Raw genomic sequence first — 15,320 nt, 5'->3', positions numbered from 1 at the left:
GTGCCGAAAACCAATTCGCGTCTCACTAAGTTCGCCGGGCTGGTGGTAGCCGGCGTCGGGCTGTCGCACTTCACCAGCCCACAGTTGTTCGACGGGATCACGAAGTCCGCGTTTCCGCGCAACACCCGCCAGCGGGTCTACATCCACGGCGGCGTCGAGACGGCACTTGGGCTTGGGCTGAGTTCGGCCAAGACTCGGCCGCTGGCCGCCGTCGGCACCATCGGTTACCTGGACTACTTGGCGGGCAACGCAGCGCGCAACCGGTAGCGACCGAGCAGCGTCAGGTCCACCAAGCGCTCGACGACCGCCCGGACCGGCGCGGAGTTGTCGTACCGCATCAGCCGGCCCAGGTCGATCACCAGTGACATCGCGGCGTGCACAGCGAAGCGCGCTTGCCCCGGCGTCCAATCAGGCCGCACCGACACCACCAGCTCCACCCACGATTCGACGTTGGCGCGCTGCAGGTTTCGCAGGATCTTCTGGTCGCCAGGTGTCATGTTGAGCCGCTCGGTGTAATACACGTAGTCCAGTTCGGGACGGTCGAATGACCGCAGCACGTACGCATCGATGACCGCGGTCAGCGCCTCTTCGCGATCGGGCGTGTTGGCCACGATGTCCAACATCTCCTCCGACAGCCGGTCGGCCGCCCGCCGAAACGCGGCCGCGAGGATGTCGCTCTTACCCGAGAAGTACCGGTAGATGCCGGACGCCGGCATTCCCACGGCCGCCGCGATATCTTCCATGCTGGTGTCGCGGTAGCCCTTGAGGTTGAACAGGCGCATCGACTCATTCAGCAGCGCTTCGTATTTCGGGGTTTCCGCACCGCCGGTGAGGGGAGGCCGAGCCTCGGACACGGTGCTTTCGACGTCGGGAAGGTCGGCGGCGAGCACCGCGTCGGCGAGATCGGCGAGCAATGCCCGGACCTGGATAGCGGGCAGCTTCGCTCGGTGATCGACGATGCTGCCGATCACCGACAGCGCGGCGGTCGACAAGGTCCACCTCTGCCGCGACGTCAGCTCCGGCCGAATTGCCATCAGCGGCAGCTGGATCCGGTGGTGCACGGTACGCATCTGGGCGATCAGCGTGGCTTGGTCATCGCCGTGCAGGTAGCGGCCTTCCCAGCGGTAGAGCCCACCGGATTCGCGGTTGGCCATCGCGGTGTCGATGAGCGCCGAGACGAGCCGATGCAGCGTCAGCTCGGCATCACCGTCCGCCTCGTCGGCGAAGAACGTGCAGTCGACCAATTGCTGGCCGAGGTTGAGTACCGCGTCGCGGAACAGCTCGTACTTGCTCGAGTAGTGGCGGTACAGCGCGGCGGCGGAGATCCCCACCCGTTTCGCGATGGTCTCCATGCTGACGCCGTAATAACCAAGCGCGCTGAACCCCTCAGCCGACGCGCGGGCGATCTGCGCCTTGCGATCCTTCGGCCGGCGCCGGACACCCTCGGCGCGGGTGGGCCTGGTGCGCGCCATGGCCAACACCATAACGGACGCGAGCCATACATAGCGGCCCACTTTGGTTGGAAAATCACAAGAAATAGTCGTGTACGTCAAGAATGGCCATTAACATAGTGCCGTGCTCGACGCGCCGCGACGGTTGGGATTCCAGGTGACGATAGGTGGATTGATCGTCGTCGCGGTAGTGCTTGGCACTCCGTACCTGGTCTCGTACCTGGGGTCGATCGTGTCCTGGCCGGTACTGCTGTTCGCAGACGTCTGCATGACCTGAACGGGGAACCCTTTGCATCACTACCACCATCGCGCGTTCTACATCGGCATCGTCGCTTTCTCCCTCATCATCGTCGGACTGTTGGCACTGAATTTCCCCGTCTTCCTCGACTCGTTCGACCAATACGGATTTCAGATCAAGTGCGGAACGGGATACCTCACCGATCTGAGCCAGGCGGCGTCTGCGGCCGGGACGGACAACTACGTCGATCATTGCGAAACGGCGCTACTCATCCGCCGGCTGTGGACCATTCCGCTGGTGGCGATCGGGTCAATCGTTCTCGTCGCTGTGGTTGCCGTGGCGGCAACCCTTTGGGGTCGCGAATCGGTGTTCGGCAAAGACCCGGTTTCCTGACGTAGCATTCGCAGGCGTGAGCACGCCGCACGGCCCTGCACTGCAGCGGCGGCTCGGCACTTTCGACGCCGTCATCATCGGCCTCGGCTCGATGGTCGGCGCGGGCATCTTCGTCGCACTGGCCCCCGCCGCGGCTGCTGCGGGCTCGGGCCTGCTCATCGGATTGGCGGTCGCCGCCGTCGTCGCCTACTGCAATGCAACGTCGTCGGCACGGCTGGCCGCGCTGTATCCCCGGTCGGGCGGCACCTACGTGTACGGCCGCGAACGCCTCGGCGAATTCTGGGGCTACACCGCCGGATGGAGCTTCGTCGTCGGCAAGACGGCATCGTGTGCGGCGATGGCATTGACCGTCGGCTTCTACGTGTGGCCGGCCCAGGCGCACGCAGTGGCGGTGGCCGCAGTCATCGCGCTCACCGTGGTGAACTATCGCGGTATCCAGAAGTCGTCGCTGCTGACCCGGGTGATCGTCGCGTCGGTGCTGGCGGTCCTTGCGGCGGTGGTGGTCGTCGTACTCGGGTTCGGCGATGTGGACGGTTCACGGTTGATGCTCGGCGGCGACGCGGGCGTGCGCGGCGTGCTGCAGGCCGCGGGGCTGCTGTTCTTTGCGTTCGCGGGCTACGCCAGGATCGCGACGCTCGGCGAAGAGGTTCGCGACCCGGCCCGCACCATTCCGCGGGCCATCCCGATCGCGCTTGGCATCGCGCTGGTGGTTTACGCGGTGGTGGCGATCGCCGTGCTGAGCGAATTGGGCGGTCCCGCATTGGCTTCGGCGAGCGCTCCACTGGCCGACGCCGTGCGTGCCGCTGGCTTCGCGGGGATGGAGCCGGTAGTTCGGGCCGGGGCCGCTGTCGCCGCGCTGGGTTCGCTGCTGGCCTTGATTCTCGGCGTCTCCCGAACCACGCTGGCGATGTCACGCGACCGGCATCTGCCGCACGCCTTGGCCGCGGTGCATCCGCGGTTCAAGAGCCCATATCGGGCCGAGGTCGTGGTCGGAGTAGTCGTCGCCGCCGTGGCGGCGCTTGTCGATGTGCGGGGTGCGATCGGCTTCTCGTCGTTCGCGGTGCTGCTGTACTACGCGATCGCCAACGCCTCGGCATTCACGCTGGAGTCGGAAGGCCGGCGACATGAAGCTTTGCGTCGCAGGGTGATTCCCGTCATCGGCCTGGTCGGCTGTGTGGTGCTGGCCGTCCTGCTGCCGGTCTCCTCTGTGCTGGTGGGCGCTGCAGTGGTGGCGGTCGGCGCAGTGGCCTACGTCGTGACCAGGTCGCGCGCGGCCAAATCGGGTCCCGCGTTCGGCGACTAGTGCAGCGGCGGAATGACGTTCAGCTGCTGCAGCATCGCGAGCACGTCCTTATCGGACCATTTCTCGACTAGCCGGCCGTTGGCGATGCGGTGAATCACCGTGGCCGTCATGCACATCTCGTTGCCAGTCGCGGGGATGCCGGGAAGCTCGCCAATGTGGGTCCCGCGGGCGGTCAGCCTTGTCACCACCTTGTCGCCTTCGGCGATCTGGTCCTCGATGTCATGGGTGCCGGGCGTAGCCTCCCAGAACAGCCGGAAGGCTTGCTTGAGCCCGTCGCGCCCGGAAGCGTCGAGGCCGGGGAACGGCGGCGGTGAATGGTCCAGGTAATCCTCGGCCACCAGTTCGTCCAGTGCATCGATGTTGCCCGCGTCTATCTCTCGGTAGAACCGACGGACCAGATCCTTGTTGTCCTCAATCGACATGGCTACCTCCCCCGAGATACGCCGACGATACTCCGATCAACGTGCGGCACGGCGGCACATCGTGTGTAGTCAGACATCGTGATCCCGCTGACTTGGAAACACGTCGAGACGCAGGCCGACCCCGACTTCGTCGTCGCGCCCGATGAGCGGCTGAGCTGGGCCCGGACCATCGGGCTCGGCGCTCAGCATGTGGTGGCGATGTTCGGCGCCACGTTCCTCGTTCCCGTACTCACCGGTTTCCCGCCCGCCACCACGTTGTTGTTCTCCGGCGTCGGCACCGTGATGTTCCTACTCATCACCGGCAACCGGTTACCGAGCTATCTGGGCTCGAGCTTCTCGGTGATCGCGCCTGTGACGGCCGCGGTGGCGTCGCACGGGACCGGAAGCGCGCTCGGCGGTCTGGTCGCGGTCGGTGTCGTGCTGATCATCATCGGCGCGGTCGTGCATCTGGTCGGCACTCACTGGATCGATGTCACGCTGCCGCCAGTCGTGACGGGCGCGATCGTCGCGCTGATCGGTTTCAACCTCGCGCCCGCTGCGAAGTCGAACTTCGAGAAGGGTCCGGTGGTCGGACTGGTGACGCTGGTGGTGCTCGTCTCGACGCTGGCGTTCTTCCGCGGCATCATCGGCAGATTGGCGATCTTCGTCGCCGTCGTCGTCGGCTACCTGCTGGCATTGATCCTCGGCGAGGTGGACACCTCGGCGATCAAGGCCGCGTCGTGGGTGGGTTTGCCCGAATTCCACACGCCGACTTTCACTCTGGCGGTCTTGCCGATGTTTCTGCCCGCAGTCATTGCCCTGGTGGCCGAGAACATCGGGCACGTCAAGTCGGTGGGCCAGATGACGGGTATGGACGTCGACCCGGTGATGGGGCGCGCGCTGGCCGCCGATGGGGTGGCGACGACGCTGGCGGGATTCGGCGGTGGGTCGGCGACCACCACCTATGCCGAGAACATCGGCGTGATGGCGGCGACGCGGGTGTACTCGACGGCGGCATATTGGGTCGCCGCGGCGGTAGCGATCTCATTATCGTTGTGCCCCAAGGTCGGTGCGGCGATCTCGGCGATTCCGCCGGGTGTGCTCGGCGGTGCGACGGTCGTGTTGTACGGGTTGGTCGGCGTCCTGGGCGTGCGGATCTGGCTGACCAACGACGTCGACTTCTCCAAGCCACTGAACCAGATGACCGCAGCCATCCCGCTGATCATTGGCATCGCCGACTTCACCTGGCAGGCAGGCGATCTGACGTTCACCGGTATCGCGCTCGGCTCGATCGCCGCACTGGTGGTCTACCACGGAATGCGGTTGCTGGGCTTCAGGACGGCTCGAGCAATGCAGAGCGACCGCGAGAGGTTCTCACGCATGTAGCCGCGACCGCGTGATGTGCGGCGTCGGTCTTGACAAGCTTTGATATGCTCGCGACGGCTGTGAGGTGTATGACCTCGCGGCCTTTTTGGTGCCCTCGGCCAGTACTGGCCGGGGGTTTTCTGTGTATCTGGAGCAAGCATGACCGAACTCATCTCAGGCGAAGGGCAGACGTGGGCGGGTTTCTCGGGAGTTGGATGGGCCGTAGCTTGATCGACGGACCGTCACTCTCAGCGCCGTCGCGAAAAGTACTTCTTGTAACCCTGCGCCGCAGCGCGCAATTCGGGGTCGGCTTCAAACTTGGGCTCGAACTTCGCCCACGCGGCCTCGCGCTTGGCAGGGATGTATTCCGTCGGCCAGTACGGGTGCTGCTGCGGCTGGTAGTCGCGCAGCACACGGCGCGCGACGGTAGCCTTGTGCACCTCGTCGGCGCCGTCCGCGAGACCCATCGTCGGCGCGCTCGCGTACATCGCCTGCAGCGGGGTGAGGTCCGTCGTGCCGAGTGAGCCGAGGATGTGCAGTGCGTTGAACGACACGTCTCTCAACACCTTGGCCATGGTGAACTTGACGGTTGCGATGTCGGTGCGCGCGTCTTTGGTGCTGGAATTGTCGATCTTCCAAGCGGTTTCGAGCACCAACAACCGCAGCATCCGGATAGCGGCGTAGCAGTCGGCGATCTTTTCCTGCACCATCTGGTGCTCGGCGATGACCTTGCCGTGCGACTCGCGCGACAGCGCCCGCTCGCACATCATGTCGAACGCGAGCTTGCACTGGGCGATGGTGCGCATTGCGTGGTGGATGCGGCCGCCGCCAAGTCGGCGCTGCGCGAGGGTCTTTGCGCCGTTCTCAGGTCCGAGGAGATGGTCGAGTGGAACCCGCACATCGCGGTAGATGATGTGGTTGTGGTTGCGGGGTTCCGGCTGAATCTCCACACCCGGGGTCTTGCGCGGAACCACGAACATGCCGTTGGTACACATCACGAACAGGATGTCGGCGACACGACCTGCTGAGGTGAACCACTTCTCGCCGTTGATCAACCATTCGTCACCGTCGCGCACGGCATGGGTCTTGAAGAGATTGGGGTCGGAGCCACCCTGCGGTTCGGTCATCGAGTACGCGGAGAAGATGTCCTGGTTCAGCAGCGGCTCCAACCACCGCCGTTTCTGTTCCTCGGTGCCGAAGGCAGCGAGCATCTCCATGTTTCCGGTATCGGGGGCGGCCGCGCCGAACATCTGCGGAGCCCCTTGATAACGGCCGATGACCTCGTTCAGCAGTGCCAGCTTGAGCTGACCGAAGCCCGGGCCGCCAAGGTCCTTGTCGAGGAAGATCGCCCACAGCCCCTGGTCCTTGACCTGCTGCTGCAGGTCGCGGACGTAGGCCTTGACGTGGGGATCAGGCGATCGAACCGCGTAGGGGAACACATACTCCAGGGGCTCTACCTCTTCCCGACAGAACTCCTCGACCCAGTCGAGCTTCTTCTGAAATTCCGGTTCGGTAGAGAAGTCCCACGCCATCTTCAGGATTCTGCCCGACGCGGCGCAACTTCTGGCCGGACTGGCAGTTCAGGGTGCTGTTACGCTCCGAAAACGGTCCCGCGGGAAGGCCCCACATGCCAAAGTCCACCACCCGACGCCAATTCCTGACGCGCGCCGCATTTCTCGCCGCGAGCGTCCCCGCCCTCGGCGGAATCCTGCCGGCCTGCTCGAAGAACGCTACGTCGTCGTCCCCGCGACCGAGCGTGACGCTGGCCGCGCCCAACAATCCGGTCACCTGGCCCATTTCCGGTGACAACAAACCCATCGCCGACGGGCTCGCGCCGGAGAAAGACGCGACGCTCAAGATCTACAACTACCCGGACTATCTCGGCCCACAAGCGGTCAAGGCTTTCGAGGATCGATACCGGACCAAGGTCGAGATAACGACGTTCGACGACAGTGACGAAGCCGCCACCAAACTGCGCAGCGGCGCCGACTTCGACGTCTACAACGCCAACTACACCCAGATGAGCCGGCTGGTGACCGGTGGCCTGCTGCGGCCGCTGAACCATACCTACATCCCGAACATCACGAACGTCTGGCCGCGCTTTACCGACCCCTGGTACGACCGGGAGTCGCGCTACACGGTGCCGTACACCATCTACACCACCGGTATCGGCTGGCGGACCGATCAGGTCTCCACCGACATCGGCGCGCTGCCGAATCCCTACGACTCGCTCTGGGATCCGGTGTACAGGGGTAAGACCGCGGTGCTGGACGACTGGCATACCGCGATGGCCATGGTGCTTCTGCGCCGAGGCATTACAAATATCAACACGTCATCGGTTGCCGATTTGAGAGTTATCGGTGAGCAACTTCAGGCGCTGGTGTCCGCGACGTCCCCCAAAGTAACGATCGCGGCGTACAGCGAGCTTCCTGCAGGCCAACTCGGTCTCGCGCAGATATGGTCGGGCGACGTCATCAACGCTCAGTCCTATCTGCCAGAAGGGACCGGCCCTGAGATCCTGCGATATTGGTTCCCGACGGACGGCAAGGGCATGGTTGACAACGACATGTTGGTGACGCCACGAAGCGGCAAGAACCCGGTTCTCGCCCATCTTTTCCTCAACCACATGCTCGAGCCCGAGGTCGCCATGGAAAACTTCTCGGCGATCGGTTATCAGCCGCCACAGAATTCGATCACGCCGGATCTTCTTGTGAGAGAGCGACTTATCCCGGACAATTTGCGGAGCGCGATCGTGCGGCCCGAGTACTTCGAGACCGGCTACCGGCTACTCGAACTCGACCCGGCCAACGACGCCGCGTGGCATAACGTGTGGCAGACCTTCAAGGGCGCTGGGTCCTAAGGCGCAGACTAAGGCGTATTCCGGTTCCGCTGGTCCCGCGGCGGGACACCGTTGGGGCCGTCGATCGCCTGCGCGTAGGTGCCGATCGCGAACGCGAGTGCCTGCCCCATCACCGCCAGCGCTTTGCGGTCGACGTTGTCGACGTTGTCCTGCGGCGTGTGGTAGTTCGGATCGAACGCGATGCCCGCCTGGCCGCCCCAAAGCCGGGCCTGCACTTCGGTTTTCCGTGGCGATGTGCCAGCGGTGAGTCCGCCGATCGGGACACCCGCCGCCAGGAATGGGGCGTAGTCCGCGGTTCTGCTCAGTGGCATATCGGCCGGCCGTACGCCACCGAGGTTGAGGTAACCCGCAAGTGTCCGCTCGACTCCCGCCGATCCTGCGGGCACGGCTTGTGGCGGGATGTCCGGGTTGGGCTGACCGGACTGATCGCCGTCATAGGTGAAGTATCCGGCATTCGACGAGCCGATTGCATCAGCGCCGAGATACAACGCGACATCGTCGACTTGGTCTCGGGGAAGGGCGCCAAGGTATTTCGCCGGACCCTCCGCGAGGGAACCCCAGAAGACGAACCGGACCGCGTTGGCGATCTTGTGCTGTGCGCCGAAGGCCGACGCGGTTTCCAGCAGCGCGGCCACCCCCGAACCGTTGTCGTTGATGCCTGGACTGCGCGGTGTGCTGTCGAGGCGTGCGCCTGCCAGCACGATGTTCTTGCTATCGCCGGCCTTGGTCTGCGCCACCACGTTTCGTGTCTTCACCATGACGGGCTTGCTGTCCAGCACCAGCTTCACCGGCGCGGTCGTGCGCCGCAGGTTTGCGTCGGCATTTCTGTCGATGACCCCGACCGGGATCGTGAGCTGCTGGTAGTAGCCGGGCGTGAACAAGCCTGCGGGGCCGGTAGTTCCGGGTGCGCTGACGACGAGCATCCCAACTGCGCCCTTCGCCACGGCGGCGTTATGCTTGGCGCCCACCGAGCAGCCCGTGTCATCGACGACGGCGATCGCGCCCCTCACAGCCACCGTGCCGTAGTCGGCGGCGCTGCAGCCGGATACCTTCTGCGGCCGCACCGTGATCGCGTTGAGTCCCCCCGGCGGGGTGCCGACGAGCAGCGAAGCCTGGTCGACGTGATATCCGCGGCCGGCGACTGTCAGCGTCGGGTTGCCGCCTTCCGTGCGGTCAAGCGTGTCGAACTCCGGGGTTTGCACGTCGAAACCCTTGTCCTTCAACACCTTCACGACGTAGTCCACGGTGGCGTCGAAACCCGGCGTGCCCACGGCTCGGCTGCCGTGGTTGGCGTCGGCGATCTCCTGCAGCTTGCGAAGGTGTGTTGTCATCCCGTCGGCGGTGACCTTGCCCGCGACTTCGTGAGCCACGTCGGGCGCCGGCGCAGATTCGGTGGACGAACACGATGCCAACGCGGTCACCGCGATGGCCATGACCGCGGCGACAACTCTCATGATTCGAGGACGTGTCGGGTGCGGTCGTCCCGGACGGGCACGCCGTTGCGGCCGCTTTGGTCTTGTGCATACAGCCCCACCGCGTATGCCACCCCACCTCCGTTGATCTCGAGTGCCGTCCGGTCGATGTGGTCCAGCGTGTCAGTTGCCTTGTGGTAGTTCGGGTCGAACGGCGCATCCGCCTGCCCACCCCACCGCTCGGCCTGTTCGACGGTCTTCTTTTCCTCGGCCCCGGAGAAGATGCCGCCGGCCGGTATGCCCGCCCTAGTGAAACCGTCGTAATCGGACCGCCCGTCGAATGAATAGTCCTCTGGCGGCTTTCCGGCGCCGTTCAGGTATGCGACAAGTGTGCGTTCAATGCCTGCCGAACCCTCGGGCACCCGCGGTACGCCGTCGTTTTCGTTCAGCTTGATGGACTGGTCGCCGTCGTAGGTGAAGTAAGCCGGGTTTGGCGAGCCGAGCATATCGAAGTTGAGGAACAGGGCAATGTCTTTGAGCGCATCCTGATTCAGCGATTGCACATAGTTGTTGGACCCGAGAAGGCCCTCCTCCTCGGCGCCGAAGAAACCGAAGCGCACCGCGTTGGCCACCTGGGGTGAATTGCCAAGCTGCAACGCGGTTTCCAGAACGGCCGCCACACCCGAGCCGTTGTCATTGATCCCCGGCCCGCCGGGCACGCTGTCGAGGTGCGCGCCGACCATGACCACGTTCGCGGCGGAACCGGTCTTGGTCTGGGCGATGACGTTGCGCGAGCGCTCCTCGCGCACTCCGGCATTGAGCTTGATGGTGGTGGGCCCCGGAGCACCGCGCAGTCGCTCGCCGGTGGCCTTGGTAACGCTGATGACCGGAATCTTGACGTCGGTTCCCCCGCCGAGGGTGCCGCCCATTTGATCGCCATCCTCGTTGTTGGCAACGATCAGCGCCACCGCACCGCGTTCTGCAGCGACGGCCTGCTTGACGCCGAACTTACACTTGCCGCGGTCCACCAGCACCACGGCGCCGGCGACCGGCAAGCCGTCGTAGTCGGAGGCGGTGCAGCCCGGGGTGTCGTCCAGACGGGCGGGGACGAGCGGGCCAGATACGCCCTCCGCCGGAGTGCCCTTGGTGTATTCCAACGGCTTGGCCGCGACCTTGTCGCCACTGACGGTCACCACTGGCTGGTCGGCAAAAGGAAGACGTACCTCGAACTCAGGTGTCTGCACATCAAAACCCTTGTCCCGCAACGTTTTGACTACATAGTCGACGCTAGCGTCGTAGCCAGACGTGCCGAGGGCCCGATTGCCGTGGTTGGCGTCAGCGATCTCCTGCAACTTCTTCAGGTGCACCATCATCGCGTCGGCGGTCATTCGCTTCTGCAGCGTCGAAGCCAAGTCTGTGGCGGGAGTGGCCGGGGTGGTCTGGGTGCTGGTCGGCTGCGCTTGCTGCGGGCGGGTGCTACGACTGCAGCCACCCAGCGCCACGACGGCAAGAACCACCGTCAGCACCGCCAGGGATTTGCGCACCATCGCCACCACGTTAGCGGGGCGACCTGAGCTTTCTGATAGAGGCCGCGATAATTCGACTGCGGGGCCTGCGCCGAAGTGGGATCTTGTGACGCAGAACCGACAAAATCCATCAGAAACCGTGGTGTCGGCGCGTGCTCAGCCCGCGGAGGATGCCTTCGCGACGACGAGGTCCGCGACCGCGCGCAGGCCCGCCGCGTTGGGATGCAGCGGCGCTGGCCTGCCGGGAAGCGGCAACCCGGGTTTCGTCGTCCACGGCTCGGCCGACCACGCGTGGTGGTCTCGGCTGGCAGCGGCAACGCGCACCCATTCGCAGCCGGTGTCGGCAGCGGCCTCGCCGGTGAGACGCTCGAGCGTGTCGGCGACCCGACGGCCCAGCGCGACGTCGACACCGGACAGTGGAGGTGCCGAACCCGTTGGCGGCAACAGCGTTAGATAGTCGACGAACAACACCCTCGCCCGCGGTGAGCGCTGACGCAGCGTGCGGCCGACTTCCTTCAGCGATTCCGCCACGTCGACCAGCGCCCGGTCGCGGGCTGTCGGGTCGAGCATCTCGCGCACGGCGCCCCCGAGCACCGGTAAGGAACGAACGAAGCGCGGCAGCCCCGCGGCCATCAGCAGCGGCACGTATCCAACGTCATTGCCGCCGATCATCACCGTCACCAAATCCTCTGTGCCGTCCAGCACCTCGGCCTGTGGACGTGTCCCGTGCTGCGGATCGTTGAGGATGTTGGCGGTGGTCGCACCGGAATACGTCACGTCGACGAGGTCGAGACCCAACTCTTCGGCGACCAGGTGTGCGTAGTTGCGCGCCGAACGCCCGGCCCGAAACGGTGCACCCTCCGCGGTCGGCCGAATGCCCGGGCCCGCCGCCATCGAGCTACCGAGCGCGACGTACCGGCTCATATCGAAGGACTAGACGCCTGCGCCCAAAACCGCTTCGGGATCCGGCCCGCCTGCCGCGCCAGGTATCCGGCGGTGACGGCCGCGGCCATTGCCGCAGCCATCGTCGGCGGATCGGATGCGCGCGTCACGGCAGTAGCCAAAAGGACGGCGTCACAACCCAATTCCATCGCTAACGTCGCATCGCTGGCCGTTCCGATGCCGGCGTCGAGGATCACCGGTACGCCTGCCCCCTCGACGATCATCTCGATGTTGTGCGGGTTGGCGATGCCCAGTCCGGTGCCGATCGGCGAACCGAGCGGCATCACCGCCACGCAGCCGGTGTCCTCCAGTCGACGCGCCAGCACAGGATCGTCGTTGGTGTACGGCAGCACGACGAATCCGTCGTCCACCAATTGCTCTGCGGCCCTGACCAATTCGACAGCATCGGGCAGCAGCGTGCGCTCGTCGGCGATGACCTCGAGCTTCACCCAGTCGGTGCCCAGCGCCTCGCGCGCCAGCTGGGCCGTCAGCACCGCCTCGGCGGCACCGCGGCAGCCCGCCGTGTTGGGCAGCGGGCTGATGCCGAGCCGATTGAGCAGGTCAAGCACGCCGGTGCCGCTTTCGGCGTCGACGCGGCGCATCGCGACCGTGGTCAGCTCGGTGCCCGAGGCGACCAAAGCCTCCTCGAGCACAGCGAGGTTCGTCGCGCCGCCGGTGCCCATGATCAGCCGCGAGCCGAACTCGCGACCCGCAATAGTCAGTTTTGAATCAGCCACCCTGCACCGCCGTCACCACTTCCACGCGCGCGCCGTCGGTCAGCGCGGTTTCCCATTCCGATCGCGGCACCACCGACCAGTCGACCGCGACCGCGATGCCCTTCTCCGGAAAGCCGAGGCTTTCCAGCAGTGCGGCGACGGTCGTCTGCTCGTCGACCTCGACCGCTTCGTCGTTGACTGTCACCTTCATCGGCTTGCTCCCACTGCGACATTCAGTTCGGCCGCGATCCGCTCGGCGGTCCATGGCGCAAGCAGGAATCCGTTACGGCCATGGCCCGCAGCCACCAGCGTGCGCTCATCGAGCCGCTCGACGATCGGCAGCCCATCGGGCGTCATCGGCCGCAGACCGGCCGCGCACTCTGCGAGTTCGTATTCCCCCAACGCCGGGATCACCGCGCACGCGTCGTCAAGCAGCTCGCGTACGCCGGTGACGGCGGGCGCGGTGTCGCGGCCGTGTTCGTACTGCGTGGCGCCGATGACAACCCCGTCGGCGCGCGGCACCAGGTATACCTGCCGTCCATGTACGCGACCGCGGATCACGCGCTGCGGCACCGGCATACAGCCGCGGCGCCATCGCAATCGCAGCACTTCGCCTTTCACCGGCCGAATCGGCAGGCCGGGCCAGAGCGTCGGCGCGTCGATGCCGTTGGCGATCACGACCGCGTCGACGTCGGCCGGCAATGCCGCGACAGGCGGCGCCCATTGCACACCAAGGCGCTCGCAGTGCGCTGCCAATGCATCGACGACGGCCCGATTGTCAACGGCGAGTTCGGTTTCGGCAACGAACCCGTGCCGAATGCCTTGCGCAAGAATCGGTTCCAGATCACGGGCCGTCGACGTCAGCCGAACCGGATGCCCCTGGGCTGCCAGCCACTCCCCGACAGTCTTCAGGTCGGCGGCGTCAGCACGGTCCACGGCGACCACGAGGGATTCGCGGGCGGTGACGACATCGGCGGGCAAGCCGTCGAGGAAGCCGTCATGCCACAGCGCCAGCGAGGCCAGACCGATCTGCAGCAGCCGCTCCTCGCCGGGCCAGCCCTCACTGTGGGGGGCGAGCATCCCGCCGGCCACCCATGACGCGCCGTGCTCGTCGGTGCGGTGCACGCGCACAGCCCAGCCATCCATCGCAGCGCGACGCGCGACGGACAGGCCGATGACGCCGCCGCCGACAACCGCAAGTGAACCGTGCACCATTCCCTCCTCCCTTCGCCGGCATGACCCGGATCAGGTGTGACGGTAAGGGCTGGCGTGCCCACTCTCAGTCCGCGGTCCCGGGACTCCCGTGTCGGAACAACACTACTTGAACATGGCTGGCGTCACGCCGGAGTCAGTGCAGGCGCTGCCTGGGTCTGCGCTCGCCGCCGAGGGCGGGTCGCGCGCAGCAGCATCTTCGGGTGCAGAAGTGTCGCGGGCGAGTCGAGCAGACTGACCACGCGGGTCAGCTGTTCGGCGACCTCGACGTCGCTCTCCCCCACCGTTTGCAGCCGGTCGACGTACTTGTTCGACAACCGCACCGCGAGCGACCGGTGGCCCTCGACCTCCGGAAGGCTCAGATCGGCGCCGACGGCGAACTGCCAGGCCACCCCGATCGGCTTCGCAGCTGCGCGGAAGTAGCGCCTGGCCAGGTCGGCCGTGCCCTCACGCAGACAGTCGCGCAGCGCCTGCGCCTGCAGGGCCGCCACCGTCATGCCCTGGCCGTAGACCGGGTTGAAACTGCATATCGCGTCCCCGAGCACCACCAGGCCCTCCGGGAAGCGGCGCATCTTGTCGTACCTGCGCCACCGGCTCTCGGGATAGCCGAACCGGCACACCTCGGCCCCCGGCTCACCCTCGCTGATCGCGGCAAGAATATGGGGCGGTGCCAGCCCGTCGACGAAGGACAGCATCCCGGCCCGATCGCGCGGTGTTTCTGCGCCCGCGATACCGAGAGCCGTGAGGATCCACATGTCGTTCTCGTATCCGAACAACGCCATGCCCGTCGGCCGGCCTGCGATGGGACCGATGATGACGATCTTTTCCCTCAGCGTGCCCGGCGGCAGCCGCAAGGGCTGACTCGAATAGGACACCCGCACGGCCACGCTGTCTTCTGCCGGCCTGCCGTAGCCCAAAGCCTCGAGAAACACGGGTGTCCGCGAACCCCTTCCGGTGGCGTCTGTGACCAGGTCTGCCGACAGCACCTGCTCGTCATCACCGTTGTGGGCACGTACCAGCACACCGGACACTCGATGGTTGCCCGCGGTTGACATCAGCTCGACCACGTCGTACCCCTCGAGCAACGTGACGTTTCCGATGGCGCGCAACCGTTGCCGGACAAGGTTTTCCAACAACGGCCTACTCGGGATCAGGACCGGCGGGACGTTGCGGAAAGCCCCGGCCCGCATCGACTGGTGACCCGCGATGCAGAAGTACTGCTCGGAAAGGTCGTGGTAATCCAGGGTCGGCGCGCCCGCACCGACGATCTCGTCGGTGAGCCCAGGAAGCAGCTCCGCCAGCGCCGCGGACCCGCGGCCCAGCAGGGCATGGACGTGTCGGCCCTGCGGCACTCCTCGACGATTGGCGGCATCGGGCGGCAGTAGATCGCGCTCCACCACGGTGACTCGGTCGTAGAAATCGGCCAGTACGCGTGCGGCGACCAGACCCCCCATGCTCGCCCCGAGTACGACCGCGTGTTCCCCCAGTTTTTCCATGAAAT

At 65.7% G+C, this 15,320-nt stretch carries 16 protein-coding genes and 1 riboswitch; of the genes, 6 read left to right on the top strand and 10 right to left on the bottom strand.

All coding sequences use genetic code 11. The features are described from left to right. Complete coding sequence (locus MYCSM_RS02170; RefSeq protein WP_015304488.1) at positions 1-267, top strand: hypothetical protein; 267 nt, start codon at positions 1-3, stop codon at positions 265-267. Here the strand turns inward: MYCSM_RS02170 and MYCSM_RS02165 are convergent. Beyond that, entirely contained in the window at positions 234-1,472 is a 1,239-nt protein-coding gene (locus tag MYCSM_RS02165) for a TetR/AcrR family transcriptional regulator (protein ID WP_041313020.1), read from the bottom strand. The two genes, MYCSM_RS02170 and MYCSM_RS02165, sit on opposite strands and share 34 nt — an antisense overlap. A 103-nt stretch (positions 1,473-1,575) precedes the next feature. Between MYCSM_RS02165 and MYCSM_RS37680 the strand changes: the two genes are divergently transcribed. From MYCSM_RS37680 to MYCSM_RS02155, 3 genes are read left to right on the top strand one after another with little or no spacing between them, the layout of a single operon-like run. Next, a complete protein-coding gene (locus MYCSM_RS37680; RefSeq protein ID WP_015304486.1) occupies positions 1,576-1,728 on the top strand; it encodes a hypothetical protein in 153 nt (50 codons plus the stop codon). 12 nt (positions 1,729-1,740) lie between these two features. Then, a complete protein-coding gene (locus tag MYCSM_RS02160) occupies positions 1,741-2,082 on the top strand; it encodes a hypothetical protein (RefSeq protein ID WP_015304485.1) in 342 nt (113 codons plus the stop codon). Between the two features lie 16 nt (positions 2,083-2,098). Next, positions 2,099-3,385: an APC family permease gene (locus tag MYCSM_RS02155; RefSeq protein WP_015304484.1), complete on the top strand. Its 1,287-nt coding sequence runs from the start codon at positions 2,099-2,101 to the stop codon at positions 3,383-3,385. On the opposite strand, the gene MYCSM_RS02150 is transcribed toward MYCSM_RS02155, so the two are convergent. Beyond that, positions 3,382-3,807, bottom strand: a complete 426-nt coding sequence (locus MYCSM_RS02150) for an ester cyclase (protein WP_015304483.1) — start codon at positions 3,805-3,807, stop codon at positions 3,382-3,384. The two genes, MYCSM_RS02155 and MYCSM_RS02150, sit on opposite strands and share 4 nt — an antisense overlap. Before the next feature lie 78 nt (positions 3,808-3,885). On the opposite strand from MYCSM_RS02150, the gene MYCSM_RS02145 reads away from it, so the two are divergent. After that, complete coding sequence (locus MYCSM_RS02145; protein ID WP_015304482.1) at positions 3,886-5,172, top strand: uracil-xanthine permease family protein; 1,287 nt, start codon at positions 3,886-3,888, stop codon at positions 5,170-5,172. A gap of 227 nt (positions 5,173-5,399) precedes the next feature. Here the strand turns inward: MYCSM_RS02145 and MYCSM_RS02140 are convergent, their stop codons facing one another. Beyond that, positions 5,400-6,683, bottom strand: coding sequence for an acyl-CoA dehydrogenase family protein (locus tag MYCSM_RS02140; RefSeq protein WP_015304481.1), 1,284 nt, complete (start codon positions 6,681-6,683; stop codon positions 5,400-5,402). Between the two features lie 95 nt (positions 6,684-6,778). Here MYCSM_RS02140 and MYCSM_RS02135 point away from each other — a divergent pair, with 95 nt between their 5' ends. Beyond that, positions 6,779-8,011, top strand: a complete 1,233-nt coding sequence (locus tag MYCSM_RS02135) for a polyamine ABC transporter substrate-binding protein (RefSeq protein WP_015304480.1) — start codon at positions 6,779-6,781, stop codon at positions 8,009-8,011. A gap of 8 nt (positions 8,012-8,019) precedes the next feature. On the opposite strand, the gene MYCSM_RS02130 is transcribed toward MYCSM_RS02135, so the two are convergent. From MYCSM_RS02130 to MYCSM_RS02100, 7 genes are all read right to left on the bottom strand, one after another. Then, positions 8,020-9,465 (bottom strand): M28 family peptidase, encoded by a 1,446-nt coding sequence (locus MYCSM_RS02130; RefSeq protein WP_015304479.1) that lies wholly within the window; start codon positions 9,463-9,465, stop codon positions 8,020-8,022. Then, positions 9,462-10,970, bottom strand: coding sequence for a M28 family metallopeptidase (locus tag MYCSM_RS02125; protein ID WP_015304478.1), 1,509 nt, complete (start codon positions 10,968-10,970; stop codon positions 9,462-9,464). The genes MYCSM_RS02130 and MYCSM_RS02125 overlap by 4 nt, the downstream gene beginning before the upstream one ends. A 135-nt stretch (positions 10,971-11,105) precedes the next feature. Next, positions 11,106-11,873, bottom strand: a complete 768-nt coding sequence (locus MYCSM_RS02120; protein WP_015304477.1) for an SGNH/GDSL hydrolase family protein — start codon at positions 11,871-11,873, stop codon at positions 11,106-11,108. Further along, positions 11,870-12,628: a thiazole synthase gene (locus MYCSM_RS02115; RefSeq protein WP_015304476.1), complete on the bottom strand. Its 759-nt coding sequence runs from the start codon at positions 12,626-12,628 to the stop codon at positions 11,870-11,872. The genes MYCSM_RS02120 and MYCSM_RS02115 overlap by 4 nt, the downstream gene beginning before the upstream one ends. Next, positions 12,621-12,818 (bottom strand): sulfur carrier protein ThiS, encoded by a 198-nt coding sequence (thiS, locus tag MYCSM_RS02110; RefSeq protein WP_015304475.1) that lies wholly within the window; start codon positions 12,816-12,818, stop codon positions 12,621-12,623. The genes MYCSM_RS02115 and thiS overlap by 8 nt, the downstream gene beginning before the upstream one ends. Continuing rightward, positions 12,815-13,822, bottom strand: a complete 1,008-nt coding sequence (gene thiO / locus MYCSM_RS02105) for a glycine oxidase ThiO (RefSeq protein ID WP_015304474.1) — start codon at positions 13,820-13,822, stop codon at positions 12,815-12,817. The genes thiS and thiO overlap by 4 nt, the downstream gene beginning before the upstream one ends. Further along, positions 13,813-13,922, bottom strand: a riboswitch (TPP riboswitch). Its footprint overlaps the gene before it by 10 nt. A 22-nt stretch (positions 13,923-13,944) precedes the next feature. Further along, positions 13,945-15,315 carry an FAD-dependent oxidoreductase gene (locus MYCSM_RS02100; protein WP_015304473.1) on the bottom strand — a complete coding sequence of 457 codons (1,371 nt, stop codon included), beginning with the start codon at positions 15,313-15,315 and terminating at the stop codon, positions 13,945-13,947. Positions 15,316-15,320: the final 5 nt, after the last annotated feature.

The organism is Mycobacterium sp. JS623, assembly GCF_000328565.1.
Taxonomy (GTDB): domain Bacteria; phylum Actinomycetota; class Actinomycetes; order Mycobacteriales; family Mycobacteriaceae; genus Mycobacterium.
This window is presented reverse-complemented; position numbering and strand designations above follow the sequence as displayed.

Bases quoted from the DNA above. Each gene is read 5' to 3' on its own strand.
- MYCSM_RS02165 (WP_041313020.1), bottom strand. From the start codon at position 1,472: ATGGCGCGCACCAGGCCCACCCGCGCCGAGGGTGTCCGGCGCCGGCCG.
- MYCSM_RS02150 (WP_015304483.1), bottom strand. From the start codon at position 3,807: ATGTCGATTGAGGACAACAAGGATCTGGTCCGTCGGTTCTACCGAGAG.
- MYCSM_RS02140 (WP_015304481.1), bottom strand. From the start codon at position 6,683: ATGGCGTGGGACTTCTCTACCGAACCGGAATTTCAGAAGAAGCTCGAC.
- MYCSM_RS02135 (WP_015304480.1), top strand. From the start codon at position 6,779: ATGCCAAAGTCCACCACCCGACGCCAATTCCTGACGCGCGCCGCATTT.
- MYCSM_RS02130 (WP_015304479.1), bottom strand. From the start codon at position 9,465: ATGAGAGTTGTCGCCGCGGTCATGGCCATCGCGGTGACCGCGTTGGCA.
- MYCSM_RS02125 (WP_015304478.1), bottom strand. From the start codon at position 10,970: ATGGTGCGCAAATCCCTGGCGGTGCTGACGGTGGTTCTTGCCGTCGTG.
- MYCSM_RS02120 (WP_015304477.1), bottom strand. From the start codon at position 11,873: ATGAGCCGGTACGTCGCGCTCGGTAGCTCGATGGCGGCGGGCCCGGGC.
- thiS (WP_015304475.1), bottom strand. From the start codon at position 12,818: ATGAAGGTGACAGTCAACGACGAAGCGGTCGAGGTCGACGAGCAGACG.
- thiO (WP_015304474.1), bottom strand. From the start codon at position 13,822: ATGGTGCACGGTTCACTTGCGGTTGTCGGCGGCGGCGTCATCGGCCTG.
- MYCSM_RS02100 (WP_015304473.1), bottom strand. From the start codon at position 15,315: ATGGAAAAACTGGGGGAACACGCGGTCGTACTCGGGGCGAGCATGGGG.